This window comes from Corynebacterium sp. UMB6689, assembly GCF_030215295.1.
Taxonomy (GTDB): Bacteria; Actinomycetota; Actinomycetes; order Mycobacteriales; family Mycobacteriaceae; genus Corynebacterium; species Corynebacterium aurimucosum.
The window spans coordinates 1-23,466 of record NZ_JASOLS010000029.1; the positions used below are offsets into that span (position 1 = coordinate 1).

A 23,466-nucleotide genomic window follows, 5' to 3' on the forward strand; every position below is an offset into this window, starting at 1 on the left:
AATCAACAGCAGAAAAGAAATAGCTGCCTAACCACTAGGTAGCTCCACTACGTGTCCACGATTTGCGGGCAACCCCAACCTGGGCTTGCTCGTTAGTGAGCTTCGGTTTCGGCCCGGCGACCCTGCCCTGGGCGCGGGCGTGCGCTACGCCTTCACGGGTGCGCTGGATCAGCAGGTCTCTTTCCCACTCAGCGAGAGAGGCCATGACGTTAATGACCACTTTGTCAGCAGGACGCGACGTGTCCAGCGCGGGTTCGAGCACTTTCACGTTGATATCACGTTCCGCCAAGTCAGCGATAGTATTCACCGTCTCAGCGAGGCTGCGACCAAGACGGTCGAGCCTGGTCACAACCAGCGTGTCGTCGGGGCGCATATACGCCAGCGCGTCATCAAGGCCGGGGCGCTGCCACTTCGTGCCCGAGATCGTATCTGTGTAGATGTGGTTTTCATCGCAGCCAGCGTCGATGAGCGCCTCACGCTGGGTGTCGAGAGACTGCCCTTGTTTCGACGTGGAGACACGTGCGTAGCCGATGAGCATTAAACATCCACCCCGTCAGCAAGCGCAGCTGAAAACGGCAACCCCTTCATGAAGCGCTCCATGTAGTCCCAGTTAGGGTCGCCGGTTGGTGTAGCTGGTAGCCGAATAGTCGTCTTCTTCATACGAGTGAGATTCCATTTGTACCCGTATGAAAACGCCATTTTTCGAATCGGATCGCCGTCACAAGAAACAGTCCTTGCCAGACTGAAATCGATTGACGCGGGATTAAGGCGTTGACGCTTCCACAGCAGCCTGCCCCACAGTGATGCTTGCCGACGCCGGACGCCCACCCTTCGACTGCGCCCGCACCCGAATATCCACACCAGTAATGCGGCCCGTACCACGACCAATGCCATGAAAAGCCTGAATATCGCCCGTGACAGTCAGCGCAGGAGACGGCACCGTCGCGCCAACCATCATCAGTGCTGCCCGACCTTTGCGCAGCTTGCCCAACAGTGGACGGCACCGCACCGGAGAGAGAGCAAGCGCCACTGGCGAGCGATACACAACCAAGTCCAGCCCCTCCGTGAGCACCGCGGCAACACCCAAAGGGTCCACCCCTGGATCCGGCACAGCGATAATGCGGCCCAGATACTTCGGGTCAATTCCGGCATAAGACAATTCCGGCCACCCCACCACACCGGCGTGACCACCTGCTTCCACAACGTGGAGAAGCATCTCCGCAACCAGCGCCGGTGTATCGCCCATATGTGTGACAGCATGGCGCGGTAGACCACCGCCAGGAAGCAGAAATCGAAACTGCTCACCGAGCGAAACCACATCTTCGCTGCCTGTGATCTTCTGTGCGAAGCCGGTACCATCCCCATCACCACCAGGGACAGCACCGCCGATCTGCGCCATTTTGGAGCGGAGCTGGGCGATCTGTTCAGCGTGCGCAGAACCACTGGAGCCCGTCGATACCGTCGATGCCGCCAGGTCCACCTCCGCGACCGTCTTGCGAACACTTGTTCCACTCACGGAAGCTGATTATGCTCCGCGGGCGAACCAAGGTCAATTGAAATTATCGAACATATTTTCTATCGCAGGTCATATGGTAGCGTCCACCTCCATGTACGCCTACGACGTCCGCACCCGGACCACCCCAATCCCCACTCCGCTCATCGTCAGAGTCATGGGAACTGTGGGCGTCGCCGGATCCATCGCAGTCATGGTCTCCCAGCTCGCGATCGGCCCCAAACTCCTCATCGCGCTCGGATGCGTTGCCCTTGCTGTCGCCATCACTTTGCTCCACCCCTACCGGGGCGAGATGAGGGCATTCGCGGAAGAGAAGCGGGTAAGTACGGTGCCGTCGATAAGCATGCTCGTGCCGTTAATGCTTTGGTGGCTGGCGCTCATGCTCGCACCTCTCGCGCAATGGCCAGCCTGGGGAGTCACGCTCACATTCGCGCTCGTTGCTGGCGCTGCGTGGGTACTGTACCCGCATGTCGACGGCTCCCGTCGCCTCGCATACGCCGACTAGCAACGCACGCTGGCTAGCAACGCACGCCGACTAGCAACGCACGCCGACTAGCAACGCACGCCGACTAGCAACGCACGCTGGCTAGCAGCGCTCCCCGACTAGTAGTTCTCGCCGACTAGTAGTTCTTGCTGCGTTGCACGAAACCTGAATCCACAGGCCCTGGATAAGCTAATCCAGGGCCTTAAGTGCACAAACCAGTACACAAGCAGTGCCGATATTCAGGTTTTAGGAAGAAACCTGAAATCACAACGAGGCTACTCGACGCGCTGACGAAGATCGAAGGCGGCGAAACCTCCCTGAACAGGGACTTCAAAGAGGCCAGCGGCATTGTCTACGCCAGCGAATTCAGGTTTCATGCAAGGATCTCTCGATCCTCCCCCTAGACCCGTGCCATTTAGCCAGCGAGCTTTGCCCGCCAAATGCATACTTGAGCCATGGACACCAACAGCTCGTTTCAGGCCATGTGGGACACGCGCCCGCCACGGATCCCCAAAGAACAAGGTGGCAACCCACTAGTCGGTGGCATCTGTGAGGGCATCGGTGCGCGTTATAACGTCGATGTGACCTTCGTCCGCGTCGTTTTTGCTGTGCTGGCGCTCATCATCGGCGGCGGCATTTTCCTGTACCTGCTGTGCTGGTTCACCATGCCGCGTTTTGGCACGCAGACATCCCCCGCACAGGCGATCTTCACACCGAAAGAACGTCTGAGTCCTGTTGTGCTCAGAGACCGCAGCACAGGCTGGCTGTTGTTGATCGGATTGCTGATCTTCTTCCCGTCCGTCACGCTGGGCACGGATCCCAGGGCAGTATTAGCGCCGCTGGCAGGAATCTTCACCGGGTTTGTCGCGTGGTGGCTTCTGCATCAGCGCACGCCAACGCCGCCACCTTCGCTTGGAGTGCATTACAAATAAAACGAGTGGATCTCGATTACATCGGGGCCTTAGCTTCGCTCCAAAAGCCCAGGTAAAAATTCTCACCTGAGGCAGCTATGTAATCGAGATCCACTGACTATTTAGCATCAACTATTTAGCACTAACTATTTAGCGCTGGCACTTAAATCCTGGGTGTCAGCGCTAAAAGCTGGTTACTCCCACTCGATCGTGGCTGGCGGCTTGGACGTGATGTCCAGCACGACGCGGTTGACGTCCTCAACCTCATTGGTGATGCGGGTGGAAATGGTCTCCAGCACCTCGTACGGGATGCGGACCCAGTCAGCGGTCATGGCATCCTCGGAAGCAACTGGACGCAGGACGATCGGGTGGCCGTAGGTGCGGCCGTCGCCTTGGACGCCGACGGAGCGAACGTCGGCAAGCAGGACGACCGGGCACTGCCAGATCTGGTCGTCGAGGCCAGCCTTGGTTAGCTCCTCACGAGCGATCGCATCGGCTGCGCGAAGGGTTTCCAGGCGCTCCTCAGTAACCTCACCGATGATGCGAATACCCAGGCCAGGGCCCGGGAAAGGTTGACGGTTCACGATCACCTCGGGCAGGCCGAGTTCACGGCCAACGGCGCGGACCTCGTCCTTGAACAGCAGGCGGAGGGGTTCGACGAGTTCGAATTCGACATCGTCAGGCAGGCCACCGACGTTGTGGTGGCTCTTGATGTTGGCGGTGCCGGATCCGCCGCCGGACTCGACAACGTCCGGGTACAGGGTGCCCTGAACGAGGAAGTCGACGGGTGCGTCGTCACCAGATTCGGTGAGCACACCAGCAACGGCACGCTCAAAGGAGCGGATGAATTCTGCACCGATAGCCTTGCGCTTGGCTTCCGGCTCGGTGACACCAGCGAGCTTGGCCAGGAAGGCTTCGCGCTCGTCGACGGTGACCAGCTTCGCGCCTGTAGCAGCCACGAAGTCGGTCTCGACCTGCTCGCGCTCGCCCTGACGCAGCAGGCCGTGGTCGACGAAGACACAGGTGAGTCGGTCACCGATTGCGCGCTGGACCAGTGCAGCAGCGACAGCGGAGTCCACGCCGCCGGACAGGCCGCAGATGGCGCGGCCGTTGGGGCCGACTTGTTGCTTGACTGCGTCGATAAGCTGTTCCGCAATATTGGAGGCGGTCCAGGTCTGCTCGAGGCCTGCGATCTCGGTGAGGAAGCGCGTGAGCACCTCTTGGCCGTGCGGCGAGTGCATGACCTCCGGGTGGTACTGGACGCCGGCCATGCATAGATCAGCGTTTTCGAATGCGGCGACTGGTGCGCCTTCCGATGAAGCGGTGACCTCGAAGCCAGCTGGTGCCTCGGTGACGGAATCGCCGTGGCTCATCCATACCGGGTGGTTGGTCTGCAGGCCGTGGTGAAGTACGCCGCCGCGCACGTTCATTGCGGTGCGACCGTACTCGCGGGAGCCGGTCTTGGCCACGGTGCCGCCGAGCGCCTGAGTCATCACCTGGAAGCCGTAGCAAATGCCGAAGGTGGGCAGCCCCAGCTCGAAAATTGCCGGGTCGAGCTGCGGAGCACCGTCCTCGTAGACGGATGAGGGACCACCGGAGAGCACGAGAGCCACCGGGTCCTTGGCTTTCAATTCTTCTGCGGAAATCGTGTGCGGAACGACCTCCGAATAGATCCGGGCCTCACGCACGCGTCGTGCGATGAGCTGCGCATATTGCGCGCCGAAGTCCACGACGAGGACGGGGCGCGGGTGAGCGTTTGCGGGTGGGGTCTGCTCTGGTGCATTCGAGGTGGTAGTCACGGATTCAGAGTCTAACTCATGGCCTGGATAGACTGAACAGTCGCGACTGTGCAGGGCGGATTAGCGGTTCAGGACGGCGTCGATAAGCGTGCTCCCGGAAGGTAAGTAGAGTTGAACGCATGTCGGTGAGCGAATTATCCACTTCGACCCAGAACTATTTGAAGGTCATCTGGAGTCTCACGGAATGGTCAGCGGAACCCGTGACGGCAACCCTGATTTCGAAGCAGACGGGGCTGCGGATGTCGTCGGTCTCGGATGCTGTGCGCAAGCTCGCCGCACAGGGGTTGATCGTGCACGCCCCGTACGGCTCGGTGGAATTGACCGAGAAGGGCCGCGGGTACGCAGTGGACATGATTCGGCGCCACCGGCTCATCGAGACGTTCTTGGTGGAGACTCTCGGGTACACGTGGGACGAAGTGCACGATGAAGCGGAGCACTTAGAGCACGCAGTCTCTGACTACCTGGTGGACAGGCTGGACAAGCTGCTCGGCCACCCCACCCGCGACCCGCACGGGGATCCGATCCCGACCGCCGACGGTACGGTGCCCGCTTTGGACGCATGCCGCCTCACGGATGCTGGGGCGGGCGCCGGTGCAGCGGGGACGACGGTCACTGTCGAGCGGATCTCCGATTCGGACCCGACCCTGCTGAAGTTTTTCGAGGAGAATGGCATCGTTGTCGGCGCCGTCCTCACGGTCACTGAAGGCGCACCGTTTTCCGAGTCGCTCGATGTGAAGGTGGACGGGGCAAAGAACTCAGTTCCGCTCGGCCGCACCGCTACCGATGCGCTGTTCGTCTCCAATTAGCCGTGCCGTTCCGCCCCGGCGCGCACGCGCTGTGACGATCCCTTGGCTCGGGCTGAACAGGTACACCAGCAGGAATGCGATCCCCTGCGCCATGACCACGAGTCCGCCAGGCGAAGCGTCGAGGTAGTAGCTCGCGTACAGCCCCGCGACGGAGCATACGGTGGCCACCGCAGGAGCGATCAGCAGCATGCGGCCGAAACTGTCGGTCAAAAGGTGCGCGGTCGCACCCGGAATGATCAGCATCGCCACCACGAGGATCACCCCGACGGCTTGCAGCCCCACCACGCAGGTGAGCGCGAGCAGGGCGAGCAACACTGCCCCAATCAGCTTCGGCCACAGACCAATCGCGTGAGCATGCACGGGATCGAAAGCGAAAAGCGTGAAATCGCGGCGCTTGAGCACGAGCACGGCCAGCGTGGCCACGCCCAAAACGAGGATCTGCACGAGATCAGCTTTGGAGACGCCGAGCAGGTTACCGAAGATAATGTGATTGAGGTCGGTGTGCGAGGGCGTGACGGAGATGAGCACGAGCCCGAACGCGAAGAGCGTCGTGAAGACGATTCCGATCGCAGCGTCTTCTTTGACCCGGCTCGTATCACGCACGACACCGATCAATCCCACGGCGAGGAAGCCGAAGACCACTGCCCCGAGAGCGAAGGGAACGCCCGCGATATACGCCAGCACCACGCCGGGGAACACTGCGTGGGACACGGCATCGCCCATCAGCGACCAGCCGACGAGGACCAGCCAGCACGACAGCACCGCGCACACGATGGAGGAAATCAGGCTCGTGGCGAACGCGCGGACCATGAAGTCGTAGGCGAACGGGTCGACAAGAAAAGAGATCATCGTTTCATCACATCCAGTCCAAAGGCAGCGGCGAGATTATCGGGTTGCAGGACATCCTTGGGCGAGCCGTGCATGAGCACATGCCGGTTGAGCAGCATCGCTTCATCAGCCAGCTCAGGTAACGCAGGGAGGTCGTGCGTGGACACGAAGACGGTGGCACCGCCGTCTGCAAGCTCGCGGAACAGCCGGGTCATTGTCGCTTCGCTGCGCTTATCGACGCCCGCGAAAGGCTCGTCCAGCAGCATGATCCTCGCCCCCTGGGCAATGCACCGGGCAACAAAGGCGCGTTTCCGCTGGCCGCCGGAAAGTTGACCGATCTGACGTGAGGCATAGTCCGTGAGCTCCACACGCTCGAGTGCATGGTTGACGGCTTCGATATCAGCCCGGCGAGGCCGGCGCGTGAAACCGAGTTGTCCGTAGCGACCCATCATGACCACCTCCCGCACGCTGACCGGGAAATCCCAGTCCACTGCCTCGCGCTGAGGCACGTACCCGAGCACACCGGTGCGGCGGGCAACCGCGGGGTCATCTCCGTTGACGGCGACGGTCCCGGAATCCGGCCGGGTCTGCCCCATGATCGTTTTGAATAGCGTAGATTTCCCGGATCCATTCATTCCGACGAGTCCGCACACGCGTCCCGGCGCAATCTCGAGGGATGCACCGTCGAGCGCGAGCACGCTCCCATAGTGAACGGTGACATCGTGCACGGATATCGCGGGAGTCGCATTCGACGAAACGGCCGCCGTGGCTGATGACGTTTCCTGTTGCACCGTGACACCTACTTCTTACCCGTCAACGCCTGCGTGATCACGTCGGCGTCGTGCTTGATCAAGTCGAGGTAGGTCGGAACCGGACCGTCTTTCTCCGAAAGGGAGTCGACGTACAGAGTGCCGCCGAAGGTGGCGTCGGTTGCATCAACTACCTGCTGCATCGGTGCGTCCGAGACCGTGGACTCGCAGAATACGGCCGGCACGTCGTTCTCCTTGACGAATTCGATGGCACGGGTGATCTGCTGCGGAGTTGCCTCATTCTCGGAGTTCACGGCCCAAATGAACCGTTCCTCCAGACCAGCGTCGCGTGCCATGTAGGAGAATGCGCCCTCGCACGTCACCAGTGCGCGATGCTGCTCAGGCAGGTTCGCCAACTCAGTGACCATGCCGTCCTGGACCTCTTGCAGCTCCTTTTTGTACTGCTCGCCGTTCTGCTTGAAGTCCTCAGCATGGTCCGGATCGAGTTCGCTGAAGGCGGTGACCATATTGTCCACGTACTTCTCCACCTCGACCGGGCTCATCCACGCGTGCGGGTTCGGTTTGCCCGCGCCCTCGTCCTCGGTGATGTCGATCGGGTCCACGCCGTCGCTGACGGTGACGTGGGGCGCGTCGACGTCCTCGACGAATTGCGCGAACCAGTTCTCCAGGTTCAGGCCGTTATCCAGAATGAGGTCGGCATCCGACGCGCGGCGGATATCAGCCGGCGTGGGCTCGTAGCCGTGGATCTCCGCCCCCGGCTTCGTCAAAGAATCCACAGTCAAGTGTTCCCCCGCGACATTCTGGGCGATGTCCTGGATCACAGTGAAAGTGGTCAGCACTTTCGGCTTTCCGCCGTCTGCACGATCCTCCTCCGGCGCGCACGCTGTGAGCGCCGCCGCGAGAATCATCGCCATCATCGCGGCTGCTGCCACGAACAGTGCTGATCGCGACTCCCGCTTTTCCGACCGAACCATTGAGTTTTCCTTTCCTGAAAATGCATTCGCCAAGGCTGTTCCATAAGTTACGCCTAGACGTACTTTTTATTCTGGACAAACTTTAGTCGGACTTACAGGAGAGTCAAGATGAATCGGCTGTGACATACGCCTCACCCCGTAGACATGAAAAACGCCCGGGGGATCATTGAAGTTCCACCGGGCGTTGTCGGCCGCGAAAGTGCGCAGCTAGCTCGAGAGGGTGATATCCACCTTCTGGAAGCTCTTGATATCGGTGTAGCCACACTTCGCCATGACGCGGCGCAGACCGCCGGCGAGGTTGTGCCCACCCCAGGTACTGGTGCTCGGGCCGTGGAGGATGGTCTGCAGGCTCGGGCTGTTGTCGCGGAGGTGCTTCACAACATCCTCGGTAGAAACCGCGTCGTCGAGGCCCCAGCCGAAGCTGAATCCACCGAAATCGATGTGCAAAGAAATCCCGGATTTCTACACCAGTGAGGTGGACGGGCGCGAAGTAAAACGTCCGCGCTATGTCGCACGCGACTACGAGGAAGCGAAACAATACTTCGAAGAGGCAATGCGTTGGCTTGCCGAGAACTTCATCCCCGGCGGCATCGATGCTGTGGCCGGAGGGGATATGAATTTTGACGAGAGCACACCGCATAGCCAGTTCCAGGCCGATAGCTTCTCCCCGAAGCCCGATGATCCGTCAAAGCTCCGCTGTAGGCCAGGTATCGCGTACAACACTGACACCTCGGTCAGGTACAAATCTGGCCCAAAAAAGGGTAAACAGATCTCGGGTAATCAAAAAATGATCGACGCGCAGCGCGGACTCCGTGAACACATGCACGCGCTCGGCTACCCAGTAGAACTGGAAGTCTCCGAACGTCACGATGAATCCCTAAACCTCGACCGCTACACGGAGCAGCAGGATCGTGAACGCGACCTTGCCAACCGCGAGGATGAAGTAGAAGTCAAGCGCCGTTCCGTACACCGCGACATGGACGCGATTGATCGTGACCGCGAGCAAGCAGCAAAAGAACTGGAACAGGCCCAGGCGGACCGTGAAGCAGCGCGAAGTGTACAGGAGAACGCTGAACAGCAGGCTCGCGAGGTTGCAGAGCGTGTGTTGCGTGAAGCACGCGAGAAGGCTGAGCAGGACGTCGAGCAGATCCGTAGCGATGCACAGGCTGCGGCTGAGCAGGCAGTAGGGCTGGCCGAAGCTCAAGCAGATGAGCTGCTGGACCGTGCCGAAGAGGTCAACAGCGCTGCAGAGGCCAAGCTCAAGCGTGCAGAGCAGGAGGCTGAAACGATCCGCAGCGAAGCACGCAAGGAAGCCGAGCGAGACGCAGAAAAGACCCGTAGCGAGGCCACACGAGACGCTGAGAGCACTCGTAGCGAAGCACAACGTGATGCTGTGGCCATCCGCAGCGAGGCCACGCGTGAGCGTGAACAGCTGGCCAACGAACGTGCAGCCCTGGACAGTGAGCGTGAAGCCTTTGACACGGAGAAACGCGCATTCACCGAAAGCCTCGAAGCGCGCCGCGCAGCTGCAGAAGAGGAAGCCGCCATCATTATCGAGGAGGCAACGCAGTCTCTGCAAGAGATTTCCCACGTAGACCGGGACTTCCTGCATGTCGAACTCGATAACGACCCTGAGATGAAGCAGCGGTATCGGGTTGCTGTTGAGCAGCGTATCCAGCAGGAACGGACCGCCGCACGCCGCCGTGCTCAGGAACGAACCAACAAGCGCCGCCAGCAGCAACAGCGCGACCGCGATGGTGGCATGGAGCTGTAGCAGCTCGCCACACGCCTTGTACGGCCCTGTAGCGGCCTAGCCGGGTGTCGCCGGGGTCAGTGCCCAGAGACAGCGCTAAAACCGCTCTAATTCAGCGAAAATCGAAGAATTAGAGCGGTTGTTTTGTGTAGCGGTAATCCTGTAGTGCTGTGAAATAGCGCGTGTAGTGGCGTGTTTGTTGTGCTGTTGATTGTGTAGTAGAGGTACGTGGCTACAGTGCCGTTAAGTGGACGTTGTTTAGTAAAGCCTTTTAGCCCCATGGATTTCATAATGCGTGCGACCTTCTTGTGATTGATCGGAGGAAAGTCCGTATCGGCTTTAAGGCTTGCAGCGATGCGTTTAGCACCATAAAGCCCGTGCTCATCATCGAAGATGCTCTTGATTCGTGCACCAATAAGAGCATCGGAACACGTCTTTAACCTGCGTTTTTCTCGGGTGTTGACCCATTTGTAGAACGAGGAGCGATTGAGCTTTAACACGTGGCACATCCGCTTGACCGAGTACTCGGTTCGGTGGTCATAGACAAACTGGAAGCGGATTACCAGCGTGTCTCTTCGGCAAAATATTTCGCGGCCTTACGCAGGATATCGCGTTCTTCACGAAGCTTCGAGACTTCTTTTTCTAGCTGGCGGATTCGTTCAGAATCAGTCGTCGCCTGTGCCTTGTCGCGCATGCTTTTTGTGCGGGCACGCTTGCCGGTGCCGTACTGCTTAAGCCAGGAATAAAGTGAGGAACGATTGATTCCTAGCTCTGCTGAAGCCGCGTGAAGTGAGAGGTCCTCATTGTTTTCGTAGAGGGCCACAGCATCACGTTTGAACTGTTCGGAGTACCTAGGCATGGTGGTAGATTACCTTTCTTCCCAACCCAACAGGGCTGGATATCAGGTGTCTACCTAACAGGGGTCAGGTCCCTTTCTCGTTGCGGTTCCCGTTCCCACCCTTTTCGCGTGCACCGCGACTCGCTGGCGACTAACGCACTTCCAAGCCCAATAGCTTGGGGCGCTCGCTACCAAGATGTGTCCGCGGCCGCTATGGGCAGGGGGCCTACAACAAAGTGGATGTACAGTTTTTCTCCCTTGTAGCGGGAGACTCTTTCCGCAGGTCATGTGGCATTCCCGGGATTTTGACGCGATGGCGTCGAAAAAAGAACATGGGGGTACCTACCTACGGCAAGACCTGACCAGCCTAGCAACCAGCTAAAACATGTCCAAATCCCTGCTCACAAGCTTGGAGCTGAGGTGTAGGGTCGGCGCCACTCAGAGCCGATCCCGCCAGCCATATCCATGACTCACACACTCACCTGCACAGCTCCACAATCCCTCCTTGTAGGACTTTGATTAGGCTTACCTTGTTCATATAAGCTTGCTCACGTTAAGATCATGGACTTTCACGCGTCAAGGAGGGATGCATGGCTATCTCTACCCCGCATGCGCAATCCCCTTCTCAATCACACCTGGGGTCTCGCGCGGACGCTACTGCGGACGCTTCTGCCAGCGCTCCATCAGGTAAAATCCCGCGTCGCCTCGTCGGCCTCGGCGTCCTTTTCCTCCTATTGCTCGCCAGCATCGTTGCCAGCATCGTGTTTGGATCACGGCAGATCCCTTTTGGAGAAGTGTCCGCCGTGTTCCGCGATCTCGGCACGGCGTTCGGCCACGCGGAGGGGCTGAATGTGGATCAGCGCGTGATCGTCGAGCTCCGCATTCCCCGCACCCTGTTGGGCCTAGTCGCCGGTGCTGCCCTTGGCGCCTCCGGTGCATTGATCCAAGGGCACACGCGCAACCCTCTCGCGGACACGGGCATTCTCGGCATCAACTACGGTGCGTCCCTGGCCGTGGTTGCCAGCTTCTCCTTGCTGGGTGTGACGCCCGTGTGGGCTACCAGCATGTGGGCGTTCGGTGGGGCCATCGCTGCTACTGCGTTGGTGTTTAGTTTGGCGTCCATAGGAGGAGGACAGGCCAATCCAATGACGCTGGTCCTCGGCGGCGCGGCTTTGTCCGCGGTCCTCAGCGCCATCATCAGCGGTTTTATCCTCACTGACGATGCCAATCTGGATCGCATGCGCTTCTGGACCGTCGGCTCCATCGCGGGCCGGGATCTCACCGTGTTCTACGGCGTGCTGCCGTTTATCCTGGTGGGCCTCCTGCTGGCGTTCATCACGGCACCGCAGCTAAACCTCCTGAATCTGGGCGATGACATCGCCTCCGGACTGGGCATCAACACCCAGCGCGCCCGCCTGATTGGCATGGCTCTGATCGCACTGCTGGCCGGTGCCGCGACAGCTGCCGCCGGCCCCATCACCTTCATCGGCCTGGTGGTCCCGCACCTCGTGCGCGCCATCACGGGCCCTGATTACCGCTGGATCCTCCCTTACTCTGCCCTGACGGGTGCGGTGATGATGCTGTTCGCAGACGTGGTGGGCCGTCTGATCGCTCGTCCGGGCGAGTTGCAAGTAGGCATCATCCTCGCGTTCGTGGGCGCGCCGTTCTTCATCGCCCTTATTTATCGACGCCGGGTGGTGGCCATTTAATGAGTTCCCTCCTTGCCCGCCCTACCTCTTCCACTATCCCTGGGCGCCCGCCATTCCGCGTGGGCTCATTTTCTGTGGTCTGGCGCCCTCGCGCGTTGACGGTGTCTCTATTGCTGCTCGTGGCGATCGTCTTGCTAGCGGCGGTCTCCATCGGCCTGGGTGACTATCCTGTGTCCCCGGCTCGTGTGCTGGAGGTGCTGTTCACCGGCCAGGGCACCCGCATTGAGCGTCTGGTGGTTTTGGATTGGCGCATGCCTCGTGCGCTGACGGCCATTCTGGTGGGCTGTGCGCTGGGATTATCCGGAGCCCTCACTCAGTCCGTGACTCGCAATGCGCTGGCCAGCCCGGATATCTTGGGCTTCACTACGGGCGCGTCCGCGGCCGCGGTCACCGTCATCACTCTGGGTGGTGGCGCTGGTGGTTTCCTCGGCTGGCTCAGCAGCATCGGCATTCCCTTGGCCGCGGTGCTTGGTGCGGCTGTCACCGCAACGGTGATGTGGGCTCTGGCGTGGAGGAGATCGACTGATTCCTTCCGGCTAGTGCTGTTCGGCATCATCATCTCTGCTCTGTTGACCTCGTATATCAACTTCCTGATGATCCGCACGGAGTTGCGCGATGCCGCGGCCGCGCAGTTCTGGCTTACTGGCTCCCTGAGCACTGCGGACTGGTCCAAGATGTGGCCCATCGCCATTGTTGTGTTGGTGTTTACACCGCTGCTGGCCTGGATTGGTCACCAACTTTTAGCCACCTTGCTGGGCTCGGATACTGCACGGGCTTTGGGACAAAACGTCCAGGGTGTGCAGGTGCTTCTGCTCGCCGCTGCCGTGGCTTTGGCAGCAGTGGCGGTCTCGGCCGCTGGCCCCATCGGGTTCGTCGCCTTCGTGGCCCCACAGGTGGCGCTGCGCTTGTGCAACTGCTCTGCACCACCGCTTCTGGCCTCTGCGCTGACCGGCGCTGCGCTACTCCTGCTGGCAGATATCAGCACCCAAACTCTTCTGCCCGTAGAGCTGCCGGTGGGCATTCTCACCTCGGCAATCGGCGGTGCGTTCCTTATTTATTTGCTGGTCCAACGGAATAGGTCAACCACGGCATGAGAAAAGATCCCACCCTGGAAGTTAGCAGTGCCGCGAACAAAGAAGGACACATGACTCAGAAGCACAGCATGAGCGCACGCGGCCTCGCCGTGGGCTACGGCGACCGGACGGTCATCGAAGGCTTGGACGTGGACTTTCCTCGCGGGCAGATCACCACAATCATCGGCCCCAATGGCTGCGGCAAATCCACGTTGTTGCGAGCCATGTCTCGTCTCCTTCCGGCGAATGAGGGCGAAGTGCTGTTAGACGGCGCCGATATCTCATCCATCAGGCGCAAGGACCTCGCACGGACCATCAGCGTGCTGCCACAAACCCCTACCGCCCCGGAGGGACTCAACGTGGCTGATCTCGTCTCGCGCGGTCGGCACCCACACCAATCGTGGATCCGTCAGTGGTCGTCCACGGACGAAGCCGAGGTGCACAAGGCGCTGGAAATGACTGGCTCGATGGGGCTGGCGGAGCGCACCCTGGATTCTCTGTCCGGAGGGCAGCGGCAGCGTGTGTGGATCTCCATGGTTCTTGCGCAGAACACGGACATCCTGTTCCTGGACGAGCCCACCACCTACCTGGATCTGGCCACGTCGGTAGAGATTTTGGAGCTGGTGCAGCGTCTACGCCGAGAGCTGGATCGGACTGTGGTGATGGTGCTGCACGATCTCAACTTGGCTGTACGCTACAGCGATAATCTCGTGGTGATGAAGGATGGACAGGTCCTCGCCACCGGGCGTCCCAGCGAGGTCATTACCCCAGAGCTACTGCTCGAGGCGTTTGCCCTCAACGCGCTAGTCATCGAGGATCCTGTCACCGGCGGTCCGCTGATCGTCCCCAAGTGACGATCAGGGCTTAGTCCTCCATCAGCTCCTGGGCGGGAGTCTTCTTGGACTTCCGCCAGTTGATCATCGCGGAAATCACCACCGGAGTCACAGACACCAGCACGATGACGATGGCGATCATGTCGATGCGATCCGCAATGCCCGGGATATCCCCCAGCAGCACGCCAATGCCGACCATGCTGACAATCCACAGCACTGCACCCGTGACGTTCCATCCCACGAACTTCTTGTACGGCATCTCCGCGGTACCAGCGGCCACGGGAATGTAGGTACGCACGATCGGGATGAAGCGCCCCAGTACCAGAGCCAACGGCCCGTACTTCAGGAAGAAAGCCTCGGCTTGTTCGAGGTGCTCGGTTATGAGGATCTTGGCGTCGGGCTTAAACAACTTGCGGCCAAAGCGGTGGCCGAGCCAGAAACCTACCTGGTCGCCCAAGAACGCCGCGACGATGGCCACGCCCACCAGAATCGGAACGTTCAAGCCCAGCTGATCGCGCAAGATTGCCGCGGTGACCAGCATGGAATCGCCGGGGAGGAACGGGAAGAGCACGCCGGATTCAATAAAGATAATCAGCGCAATGCCGCCGAGCGCCCAGCCGCCAAAGTTCTGGAGCAGGGTGGTGGCGTCCATGAGGTCGCTTAAGTGCACAGGGAATCCCTTCTAGAAAACAACTGGTCTATTCTTACCCCGGTTTCTGACCGGAATACAGGCAGGCGTGCCCGATTGCGCCTGGTTCATAGATAGTCAGCATGAAACGCAGGCATTGCACAGAAAAACCCGCACCAACTTCAACAAAGAAGTGTGCGGGTTTTCTAAGCCAAGTCGCCGAGAGGCCCGGCGTTCAAACAGAAGCGGGAATTACTCGCCGGAGTTCTGCTTGGACTTGAATGGGAAGCCCAGCTCGCGGAGCAGGGCGCGTCCCTCATCATCGTTGGTCGCAGTGGTGACCACGGTGATGTTCATACCGCGTGGACGGTCAATCTTGTCTACGTCGATTTCGTAGAACATGGACTGCTCGTTCAGGCCGAAGGTGTAGTTACCGTGGCCGTCGAACTGCTGGTCAGACAGGCCGCGGAAGTCACGAATACGTGGCAGCGCGACGGTCAGCAGACGGTCCAGGAACTCCCACTTGCGGTCGCCGCGCAGGGTAACGCGAGCGCCGATGGGCATGCCTTCGCGGAGCTTGAAGTTAGCGATAGCCTTCTTCGCAACGCGGATCTGTGGCTTCTGACCGGTGATCAGGGTGAGATCTTCGATCGCACCATTGATCAGCTTGGAATCGCGAGCAGCGTCGCCGACACCCATGTTGACGACCACCTTGGTGACGCCTGGGATCTGCATGACGTTGTCGTAGTTGAACTCAGAGTTCAGCTTCTCGCGGATTTCTGCACGGTACTCGGACTTGAGGCGTGGAGTGTAGTTTTCGCTCATCGTTAGATGTCCTTCCCGGGTCCGGATGAGTTTTCGGTCTACTGATGCCGCCACCGAATCAGCCCTTTAGTTCTCCGGAGGACTTCGCCGCCACACCCATCGAGGGCCTGAACATACGGGCTGCCGTGGCAGCAATGCCTCCCGAAGTGCGGCCCAACCTGCGGTGGTACACCGTGCGCCACCTCGACAAAGCCCGCGGCTTGCTGGCGTTTGACGTCGCTACGCACGGGGTGTCTGCGGAAGATGTCCACTCCACCTCCGGCCCAGGGCTCTCGTGGTGTTTGTCCGCACAGCCGGGCGACCCTGCTGGCTTGTGGACTTGCCAAGGCCTGTGGCATCGCGAGCACCGCACACAACTACTGGTGGCAGATCCCACCTCCCTGCCTTCCATGCGCGCGATCCTAGAGTACCTCGCCACGCTCTATCCCGAACAGCTCGCTTCCACGCACGTCATCGCGGTCACCAGTACCGATTCCGATTCAGAGCCCCACCTGGAAGATTGGCGCAACCGTCTAAGCAGCCTCACCCGGATCTCCGCACCTTCTGACGGTTATGCGCAGGCCATCGCCGAGCATCTCGCCAACATTGACGTTGAGTCCTCGCGCAATCGACAGCACAAGCCCCACCCAGACGTGGACTATGTGTGGGTCGCCGGGGAGGGGGATTTCTGCAAGGTGGTGCGCTCCCACGCCATCAAGACTTGGCAGCTCAACAAGGACAACATCCTGTGGTGCCCTTATTGGTTCGTCGGCAAGGCTCGCCCCTAGCGTGCATCCGTTATCCCCGTGAGTGCCCGTCCCCTAGCCAGCAACAGCAAAACCGCCCCAGCACGTTCATGCGGGGCGGTTCGGCGGTTGATTCAGACTACTTCGTGGCGTCTGCCAACGGCTGCTCGATCTTGTCCAGCAGGTAGTTCAGGCTCAGCACGGTCTGCCATCCGAAGGCCTTTTCCAGGTCGCCTTCCAGGTAGACACTGTGTCCGTCCTTCACGGCGGGCAGCTTGCCCACGATCGGATCCTCGGTCACAGAAGCCTTGCTCTGCTTCGGAGAGTAAGACAGTTGATCCCACACCAGCACGTCAGAGTTGATCTGGTCTGCGTTTTCCTTGGAGACCTCACCGTAGAACTTGTCCTTGGTGATGCCCGCGTAGGCCGGGTTGATCTTGAATCCCAGCTCGGTGAAGAAGCGGCTACGCGGATCGCCCTCGGCAAAGACAGCCAGGCTCTCGTCGGAGACAGTGGCCACGCCGAGTTCCTTTTCGGCCCATTCTGGGTGGCGGCCCTTGAGCTCTGCGAACTTCTCCTTGACCTGCTCCACCTGGCGCTTTGCCTCTTCAGGCTTGCCCACGGCCTGCCCGATCTCTTCCGTGGTCACGTCCCATGGTTGCTGTAGTTCTTCGTATTCGCCCTTTTGTACGACGACAGGGGCGATCTCAGACAGCTTCTTGTACGTGTCTTCATCGATGTCCGAGTACACAGCCACGATGAGGTCTGGATTGTCCTTGGCGATGGCTTCCGCGTTGACTTCTGTGTCCTTGTCGATCCGAGGAGTGTCGCCCTCGATCTTGTCATTGGACCAGTTGCCCGCAGCCTGACCATCCGGGGTCATTCCGTCCCAGTACTTCACGGAGACAGGAGTAACTCCCAGCGCCAGCAGTGCGTCCTGATCCGTGTAGCCCAAGGAGACCACGCGCTGCGGGGCTTCCTTGATTTCGGTGGAGCCGTAGCGGTGCTCGATGGTGGTGGGGAATGCGCCCTGCTCGGCGTTGACTGCCTGGGAGTCCCCGGAATTTCCGGACTGGTCATCAGTCGAGCAAGCGGTCAGTGCCGCGCCCAAGGTCAGCACAGCAGCGGTGCTAACGAGAATCTTCTTGAGTGTCATTTTTCTCCGTTGTTACTGGTGACGGATTTCCGCGCGAGGCGTGGCCCGTACACAAAAGGGAAAGGTCAAACCTTTGGTTGGATATATCCAGCCCTATGTCCAAAGAATTCGGTGGCGGTCAGTTCCGAGTTGTCGTCGAGACGAACACGATCCAGAACAATCGCCGGCGCCGGCACGTTGGCACGGGGCGATCCACAGACCACCGCGATTCCTCCCTCGTGAGGGATGGTGACTCGGCCGGGGGTTCCGCCGAAGCGGCCCTGCGAGACGTGCGCGGAAAGCACGCGGACGCGCTGGCCTCGGAATTCAAAGTAAGCATTGGGGTACGGGTCGGACTGCGCCCTGACCAGCAAGGCGATATCTTCCGCAGGTTGGGTGAAATCTATGCGAGATTCCTGCTCGCCGCGCTTGTGGAAGTACGTAGCGCGGGTGGGATCTTGAGGTTGCGCAGTGGCGGTGCCTTGGGCGACGTCACTCAATGCGCGTTCCACGAGGGGCTCGATGAGGTCGATGGTCTTGGCCACGAGATCCGTGGTGGTGTCCTGCGGACCCACGGGGATCGCGCGCTGGGCAACGATGGGTCCGCCGTCCAGCACTTCATCCATCTCGTGCACAGTGACGCCCACGTGAGTTTCCCGGTTCAACAGCGCCCACAGGATGGGCGAAAATCCGGCGTACTCGGGCAGGAGACCATCGTGGACATTCAATGCGCCGTGCTTGGCCAGGCTGAAAACCTCGGGAGGAAGCCAGGTTCGCCAATTGTTGGCCACGATGATGTCTGGTGCAGCATCGCGCAACGCCTCAATGACGTCTTGACCCACGCGCTCAGTGACACACACCTGGAGCTCATGTTCGCTGGCGAGCTCCTCAACGGAGTCTGCCCACATTTGCTCATAAGGGTGATCGCTGGCAGGGTGCGTAACTACCAAAACTACTTCATGACCAGCATTGATGACCGCAGACAACGTCCGGTGTCCCCACGACTGATAGCCGAAAACAGCAACTCGCATGCAGGGGATGTTAGCTTAGGTTTACCTATGTAGTCAATGATGAAAGTGGCGCAATTTTCATGCCAGACTCCCCGGACGTGACCACCCTTCACCGAATCTCGGTGCCCGCGGATGCGGAAGCCCTCGTTTTCCCGGACCCCTACCGCTCGAACGTCGAGCTCACCGAATCGATGTCCACCGTCGATGTGCGCATCCCGGCGCACTCAGCAGTGACCTATAGCTTTCAATCCGGCGAGCTGAAATATCCCGATCCACATAACGCACACGGCGCAGGCCCACAGGCGAGCCTATTGAGCGGCGATTCTGTGGACCAGACACTCTGGCCGCCTCGCTCCCCAGAAGTCATCGCGGACTTGCCCGGCGCACGCCTGTCCATCGACCGGAAGGTATTCGGCAGGCGCTGCACCGCGCGCCTCGATGACCGCGGTGCGGATACCACCGTGGTGTTTTTGGATGGCGATGACTGGATCCATCTGCATGACCTCACGGGCGCACTGGACCGGGCAGTCACGGCAGGGCTTATCCCCCAGATCAACCGCGTCTTCCTGCCGGCAGCCAAAGACCGCAGCGAGGAGTACACCTCCCAAACATTCGCCAGCGCACTGGCCACCGAGCTACCGCCGATCATCAACAGCAGCCACATAGTCCTGGTGGGGCAAAGCTTCGGCGGTCTCTCCGCCCTGCGCGCAGCTCTTACGGCTTCCACCGAAACCACGCCTGCAATCAAAGGAGCCATCGCCCAGTCCCCTGCCGTCTGGTGGTCCGCTGACCGTTCTGCAGAGCTCGCGGACACGCTCTCGGACGGGCCCGCAGGAGGCGACATTGCCGCACAGCTCACTGGCCCCTCACTCGAAAATCCTACGGCTCACAGTGGCTCCGGTCTGGCACGCATCGTACTGACGTGCGGTGCAGAAGAGCCGCCCATGCAACGACACGTGGATGCAGTGGCCGATGCCCTGACACGCCGCGGCTTTCCCACCACCAATCACCGCACGCCCGGTGGCCACGACCCTGCGATGTGGCGCCACGGGATCATCCCGGCACTCGCCGAATTGCTGGGCTGAATCTACGAGCGCGCCTCCACAAACTCCGCCACGCGCTCGACTGTCCGCAGACCGTAGAATTCGCGCACGCCAACCTCCACTCCCAGCTCTCCACGCAGCAGTGCGCAGAGCTTGATGACCGCCATGGAGTGCCCACCCATGTTAAAGTAATCAGCATCCACCGGCACGTCCTCGGGCTCAATATCTAGCGATTCGGCAAACAGCTCCGCCGTGATCTCCTCGGTTTCGTTCGCCGGTTCGCGGCCCTTCTCCGTGATCCTTTCTCCCTCACCCAGTGCAGCAAGGTCGGTCTTTCCATTCGACGTCACCGGCAACTCATCCACGATCGACCATCGATCCGGGATCATGTAGCTGGGCAGTTCCTCGCGCAATGCATTACGCACGCCAGTCAGGAAACTCTGCCGCTCCCCCTGGTCCGCATCGCGCAGTTGTGGGGCCACGAGGTGACAGGCCAGGAGTGTGGCGTCGGATATACGAACAGGAACGGTCACGCAGTGGAGGATGCGGGGATCAACGCCGCGGGACACGGCGGCCGAGACGTCGCCGGGATCCACGCGGTGACCACGAATTTTCACCTGATCGTCGCTGCGTCCGAGGTACTCGAACATGCCATCCGCACGCACGCGGACGATGTCTCCCGTGCGATACATCCGCTCACCCGGGGCGCCCCACGGGCAGGCGACCATGGAGCTGGCGGTGCGCGCCGCGAGCCCATGATACTCCTGCGCTAAGCCGCTGCCCGCGAGGTAGAGCTCACCCGGCGCTCCTGTAGGAACGGGGCGCAACCACGGGTCCAAAACGAACGCCGCCGTGCGATCCACCGGCATTCCGATCACGGGCGTGGCGCTCTCATCCGTGCCAGCACCCAGGGCGTTGATGGTGTACTCGGTGGGTCCATAGAGGTTGTATCCGCGCACGTCATCGGCCTTTCGCAAGGTCTCCCACACGCCGTGCGAGACAGCCTCGCCGCCCAAGAGCACCAGCCGCGGGCGATGCGCGCCGGATTCCAGCATCCCCTCCGCGAGCAGCTGCTCGGCAACGGTCGGGGTGACGTTGATGACATCCACCTGATGCGCGCGAATGGCCTCAACCATGGCCGCAGCATCGCGTCGCAAATCCTCGGAGAAGATCCGCACCTCGTGGCCTTCCACCAGCCAAAACAGCTCTTCCCACGACATATCGAAGGCGAAGCTGATGGCATGCGCGATCCGCAACGTCCGCCCATCGGCAGCAGCTGGGGCGAAGATCTTGCGCCGGTGATTGTCCAGCATGTTGTGCAGCCCGCGATGCTTGATCACCACGCCCTTGGGCTTGCCGGTCGATCCGGAGGTGTACATCAGGTAGGCATCGTCCCCGGGCACCGCCGCAGGCGTGTGGGTGGTGGCGTGGGAATCGGCAGTGGTGACGTCGACGCAAGGAAGCGCACCGATCCGCTCCATGCGCTCCCGAGAACTCGAGTCCACCAGCGCGGCTGCGGGCTGGCTGTCCTCCACGAGGACCCGGAGCCGCCCATCGGGGTGCGTCAGATCAAGCGGCGCGTAGCGCACCCCTGCCCACAGGGCTCCCAGCAGAGCCACCACCGAATGCGCGGAGCGCTCCACCGCAATGGCGACAGTATCGCCGCTGTTCACGCCGCAATTCTTGATCTTTTCCGCAATGTCGGAACAGCGAGCAATCAGCTCACCGAACGTCCACTGCTGTGCGTCATCCGCTAGCGCGATGCGATCTGGGAAGCGCTGGGCGGTGTCCTTGAGCTCATCCGCAATGGTGCGGTCAATGCCTTCGGCCTTCTGCCAGGAAGCCATCTGCTCCGTCGTGCTTTGCGGGGAAGAATCCTCCGCTCGGGCTGGCGCCAACTGGGCCAGCTGAGCGAGCGGGACCTCTGGTGTGTCCACAAACGCGGTCAGGACTTCGGTCGCGGCCTTGAGCACGGAATGTGCGAGGGACTCGTCCACCACGTCGTGGCGGAATTCCAGCTTGATGCCCAGCTTCGGCCCCGGAGTGAATACCCAGGTCAGAGGGAAGTGCGTGGAATCTTCCGCGCGCTCCTCCACAACCCCGTGGCGTTCCCGAAGTTCCGCTGCTGCCTGCGGATCGAGGAAGTTCTGCACCACCACCATGGAATCGAACAGCGTGCCTACCCCCAGCTGCCGCTGGATGGCGCCGAGGTCCGCGGAATCGTGGTCCATATCCTCGATGCGCTGGCGATAAACATCCTGGACCAGTTCTTCTATGCTCTGGCCGGGCCGAGCTGTCACTCGCACTGGCACTGTGTTGAGCAGCACTCCCACCACATCAGACATGGCGGGGTCGCTCAAGGCATCGCGGCCACTGACAGACTGACCAAACACCACATCCGAATCCCCTGTGACAGCACCCAAGGCCACGGCCACGGCTGCGTTGACCACGGAGGTCAACGTCACGGCCTGCGCCCGGATCTTTTCCTGCAGTGCGCCGGTCAGCTGCTCGCTGACCTCGGCAAACACCTGGCGAGGCAACTCGCTACCAGCGTGCTCTGAAGAGATATCCGCGGCCTGCGGGGCAACGAGCGTGGGCTGAGACAACGTCTCTAGGCGATGTACCCAATAGTCGCTATCTGCCTGCTCTTTGCGAGTGTCAACGGACTCGAGCAGGGCGTCAGCAATAGAACAACCGCGAGGAACCAACTCTCCCGCACCCTGCGTGCGGGCCTGGCCGGACCTCAACGTCAGCCTCTCGAGGAAGGTTTGCAGCATCACTGCACGCGACCAACCATCGACCAGAACCAGGTGGTAGGTAAGAAGCAGCGTGTCGCCAGGCTGTCCGTCACTTCGGCCGGTGACGATGGTTGCCTTCGCCAGCGGCACGGATGCGAGATCGATGCCCGCGCTGCGATCAGCGTGCATGATCGCCTCGAGATCCCCTTCGGTGGTCTCGACGGGGAGGTCAATGCCCTGTCCACTCCACGGCAAGTTCTGCACGGGTTGGCCGGAAGCATCGGTGTGGAACTCCGCGCCCATGGCTGGATGCACGGTCACTGTGTCCCGGAAGGCTTCCACCACGGCCTCGGCATCCAGTCTCCGGTCAAACGTCAACGCAGTCTGTGCAACGTAGGCACCCGGTGCTGCCACCTGTGACTGGAACCAGATTCCGCGCTGCAGCACGCTCAGCGGAGCGCGGCGTCCTGAGGATTGCTCGCGGCTGACGTGCTCCTGCAACTCGCGAGCAACCTCGCCGATGGCGCTGCGCAAACGCTCGGCGGAAATCACCGCATTCACCACGGACAGCTCCATGCTTACGGCCCGCTCGCTAGACCACACATCGGCCTCCACCAGGTAATCCGTCCACTGGCAGGCGGCATCGCCCGGCGCGTGGAGGACAGCGCCAGTCTCTCCCCGTCCGAGGTAGTTGACCAGGATCTGTGCCCCATGGGCCAGGGTTCGCTGCCCTTGCGGGTGTGTGTATCGCAGTGCCTGATAAGTGCGGCGGTCCGGGGCTGTGCCGTCCTCGTGGAGCGCGCGCATTTCCGCTGCGGCACGTGCTGCATCCGCTGGATCAGCCAACGGGATTTCCACCGGCGCGATGGTGGTAAACCATCCGAGGGTTCGACCATAGGAATGATCAGCCGGACGTCCGTGGCCTTCTACGTCCACGGCCCAGCTCCGCGCGTCCGTGCCCATTGTTCGAGCCACCGCGACGGTCACCAGTCCTGGGCCTGACCCCCGGAAAGTAGACACCATGGGGTGGTGAAATTGTGGGGCTTACTTTAGCGCATTGTTACGCTGCGT

General features: G+C 60.8%; 23 protein-coding genes and 1 pseudogene. 9 read left to right on the forward strand and 15 right to left on the reverse strand.

Going from position 1 to position 23,466, the window contains the following annotated elements:
- Positions 1–34: 34 nt before the first annotated feature.
- The 3 genes from QP363_RS11925 to QP363_RS11935 form a co-directional block, all read right to left on the reverse strand.
- Positions 35–538, reverse strand: a complete 504-nt coding sequence (locus tag QP363_RS11925) for a recombinase family protein (RefSeq protein WP_083306426.1) — start codon at positions 536–538, stop codon at positions 35–37.
- Positions 538–660 carry a hypothetical protein gene (locus tag QP363_RS11930; protein WP_256375601.1) on the reverse strand — a complete coding sequence of 41 codons (123 nt, stop codon included), beginning with the start codon at positions 658–660 and terminating at the stop codon, positions 538–540. Before QP363_RS11930 ends, QP363_RS11925 begins: the two co-directional genes overlap by 1 nt.
- A gap of 103 nt (positions 661–763) precedes the next feature.
- A complete protein-coding gene (locus tag QP363_RS11935; protein WP_284764684.1) occupies positions 764–1,516 on the reverse strand; it encodes a hypothetical protein in 753 nt (250 codons plus the stop codon).
- Positions 1,517–1,589: 73 nt separating this feature from the next.
- Between QP363_RS11935 and QP363_RS11940 the strand changes: the two genes are divergently transcribed.
- Both QP363_RS11940 and QP363_RS11945 read left to right on the forward strand, forming a co-directional pair.
- Positions 1,590–2,018: a hypothetical protein gene (locus QP363_RS11940; protein ID WP_232745300.1), complete on the forward strand. Its 429-nt coding sequence runs from the start codon at positions 1,590–1,592 to the stop codon at positions 2,016–2,018.
- A 434-nt stretch (positions 2,019–2,452) separates the two neighbouring features.
- Positions 2,453–2,929 carry a PspC domain-containing protein gene (locus tag QP363_RS11945; protein ID WP_070516662.1) on the forward strand — a complete coding sequence of 159 codons (477 nt, stop codon included), beginning with the start codon at positions 2,453–2,455 and terminating at the stop codon, positions 2,927–2,929.
- A gap of 173 nt (positions 2,930–3,102) precedes the next feature.
- Here QP363_RS11945 and guaA read toward each other — a convergent pair whose 3' ends face one another.
- Positions 3,103–4,707, reverse strand: coding sequence for a glutamine-hydrolyzing GMP synthase (gene guaA / locus QP363_RS11950; protein WP_284764685.1), 1,605 nt, complete (start codon positions 4,705–4,707; stop codon positions 3,103–3,105).
- Between the two features lie 119 nt (positions 4,708–4,826).
- Between guaA and QP363_RS11955 the strand changes: the two genes are divergently transcribed.
- Positions 4,827–5,513, forward strand: coding sequence for a metal-dependent transcriptional regulator (locus QP363_RS11955; protein ID WP_070516666.1), 687 nt, complete (start codon positions 4,827–4,829; stop codon positions 5,511–5,513).
- Here QP363_RS11955 and QP363_RS11960 read toward each other — a convergent pair.
- From QP363_RS11960 to QP363_RS11975, 4 genes and pseudogenes are all read right to left on the reverse strand, one after another.
- The gene (locus QP363_RS11960; RefSeq protein ID WP_070516668.1) at positions 5,463–6,362 is read right to left on the reverse strand and encodes a metal ABC transporter permease; all 900 of its coding nucleotides are present in this window, start codon (positions 6,360–6,362) and stop codon (positions 5,463–5,465) included. The genes QP363_RS11955 and QP363_RS11960 overlap by 51 nt on opposite strands.
- Positions 6,359–7,039, reverse strand: coding sequence for a metal ABC transporter ATP-binding protein (locus QP363_RS11965; RefSeq protein ID WP_232748524.1), 681 nt, complete (start codon positions 7,037–7,039; stop codon positions 6,359–6,361). Before QP363_RS11965 ends, QP363_RS11960 begins: the two co-directional genes overlap by 4 nt.
- A gap of 101 nt (positions 7,040–7,140) precedes the next feature.
- Positions 7,141–8,019 carry a metal ABC transporter substrate-binding protein gene (locus tag QP363_RS11970; RefSeq protein ID WP_232745304.1) on the reverse strand — a complete coding sequence of 293 codons (879 nt, stop codon included), beginning with the start codon at positions 8,017–8,019 and terminating at the stop codon, positions 7,141–7,143.
- Between the two features lie 273 nt (positions 8,020–8,292).
- Positions 8,293–8,436, reverse strand: a pseudogene (locus QP363_RS11975) (GuaB3 family IMP dehydrogenase-related protein); the annotation flags it as partial.
- An 88-nt stretch (positions 8,437–8,524) separates the two neighbouring features.
- On the opposite strand from QP363_RS11975, the gene QP363_RS11980 reads away from it, so the two are divergent.
- Entirely contained in the window at positions 8,525–9,859 is a 1,335-nt protein-coding gene (locus tag QP363_RS11980) for a hypothetical protein (RefSeq protein WP_284764686.1), read from the forward strand.
- A gap of 86 nt (positions 9,860–9,945) precedes the next feature.
- Here QP363_RS11980 and QP363_RS11985 read toward each other — a convergent pair whose 3' ends face one another.
- Both QP363_RS11985 and QP363_RS11990 read right to left on the reverse strand, forming a co-directional pair.
- Entirely contained in the window at positions 9,946–10,338 is a 393-nt protein-coding gene (locus QP363_RS11985) for an IS3 family transposase (RefSeq protein WP_284764687.1), read from the reverse strand.
- A 59-nt stretch (positions 10,339–10,397) separates the two neighbouring features.
- On the reverse strand, positions 10,398–10,697 hold the full coding sequence (locus QP363_RS11990; RefSeq protein WP_284764688.1) for a transposase: 300 nt from the start codon (positions 10,695–10,697) through the stop codon (positions 10,398–10,400).
- Positions 10,698–11,266: 569 nt separating this feature from the next.
- Here QP363_RS11990 and QP363_RS11995 point away from each other — a divergent pair.
- The 3 genes from QP363_RS11995 to QP363_RS12005 are packed head-to-tail and all read left to right on the forward strand — an operon-like array spanning position 11,267 to position 14,312.
- Positions 11,267–12,385 (forward strand): iron ABC transporter permease, encoded by a 1,119-nt coding sequence (locus tag QP363_RS11995; RefSeq protein WP_019176088.1) that lies wholly within the window; start codon positions 11,267–11,269, stop codon positions 12,383–12,385.
- Complete coding sequence (locus QP363_RS12000) at positions 12,385–13,479, forward strand: iron chelate uptake ABC transporter family permease subunit (protein WP_005325330.1); 1,095 nt, start codon at positions 12,385–12,387, stop codon at positions 13,477–13,479. The genes QP363_RS11995 and QP363_RS12000 overlap by 1 nt, the downstream gene beginning before the upstream one ends.
- A gap of 50 nt (positions 13,480–13,529) precedes the next feature.
- Positions 13,530–14,312 (forward strand): ABC transporter ATP-binding protein, encoded by a 783-nt coding sequence (locus QP363_RS12005; RefSeq protein ID WP_019176090.1) that lies wholly within the window; start codon positions 13,530–13,532, stop codon positions 14,310–14,312.
- Positions 14,313–14,322: 10 nt separating this feature from the next.
- Here QP363_RS12005 and QP363_RS12010 read toward each other — a convergent pair whose 3' ends face one another.
- Together QP363_RS12010 and rplE are read right to left on the reverse strand one after the other, a co-directional pair.
- A complete protein-coding gene (locus QP363_RS12010; RefSeq protein WP_005325329.1) occupies positions 14,323–14,961 on the reverse strand; it encodes a DedA family protein in 639 nt (212 codons plus the stop codon).
- A 210-nt stretch (positions 14,962–15,171) separates the two neighbouring features.
- On the reverse strand, positions 15,172–15,744 hold the full coding sequence (rplE, locus tag QP363_RS12015; RefSeq protein ID WP_019176091.1) for a 50S ribosomal protein L5: 573 nt from the start codon (positions 15,742–15,744) through the stop codon (positions 15,172–15,174).
- Between the two features lie 44 nt (positions 15,745–15,788).
- Between rplE and QP363_RS12020 the strand changes: the two genes are divergently transcribed.
- Complete coding sequence (locus tag QP363_RS12020; RefSeq protein ID WP_141750574.1) at positions 15,789–16,511, forward strand: siderophore-interacting protein; 723 nt, start codon at positions 15,789–15,791, stop codon at positions 16,509–16,511.
- Positions 16,512–16,608: 97 nt separating this feature from the next.
- Here QP363_RS12020 and QP363_RS12025 read toward each other — a convergent pair whose 3' ends face one another.
- Both QP363_RS12025 and QP363_RS12030 read right to left on the reverse strand, forming a co-directional pair.
- Entirely contained in the window at positions 16,609–17,625 is a 1,017-nt protein-coding gene (locus tag QP363_RS12025) for an iron-siderophore ABC transporter substrate-binding protein (protein ID WP_005291893.1), read from the reverse strand.
- A gap of 65 nt (positions 17,626–17,690) precedes the next feature.
- Positions 17,691–18,635: a methionyl-tRNA formyltransferase gene (locus QP363_RS12030; protein ID WP_005325328.1), complete on the reverse strand. Its 945-nt coding sequence runs from the start codon at positions 18,633–18,635 to the stop codon at positions 17,691–17,693.
- 77 nt (positions 18,636–18,712) lie between these two features.
- On the opposite strand from QP363_RS12030, the gene QP363_RS12035 reads away from it, so the two are divergent.
- A complete protein-coding gene (locus tag QP363_RS12035) occupies positions 18,713–19,699 on the forward strand; it encodes an alpha/beta hydrolase-fold protein (RefSeq protein WP_284764689.1) in 987 nt (328 codons plus the stop codon).
- 2 nt (positions 19,700–19,701) lie between these two features.
- Here the strand turns inward: QP363_RS12035 and QP363_RS12040 are convergent, their stop codons facing one another.
- Positions 19,702–23,418: a non-ribosomal peptide synthetase gene (locus QP363_RS12040; protein WP_284764690.1), complete on the reverse strand. Its 3,717-nt coding sequence runs from the start codon at positions 23,416–23,418 to the stop codon at positions 19,702–19,704.
- Between the last annotated feature and the right edge of the window lie 48 nt (positions 23,419–23,466).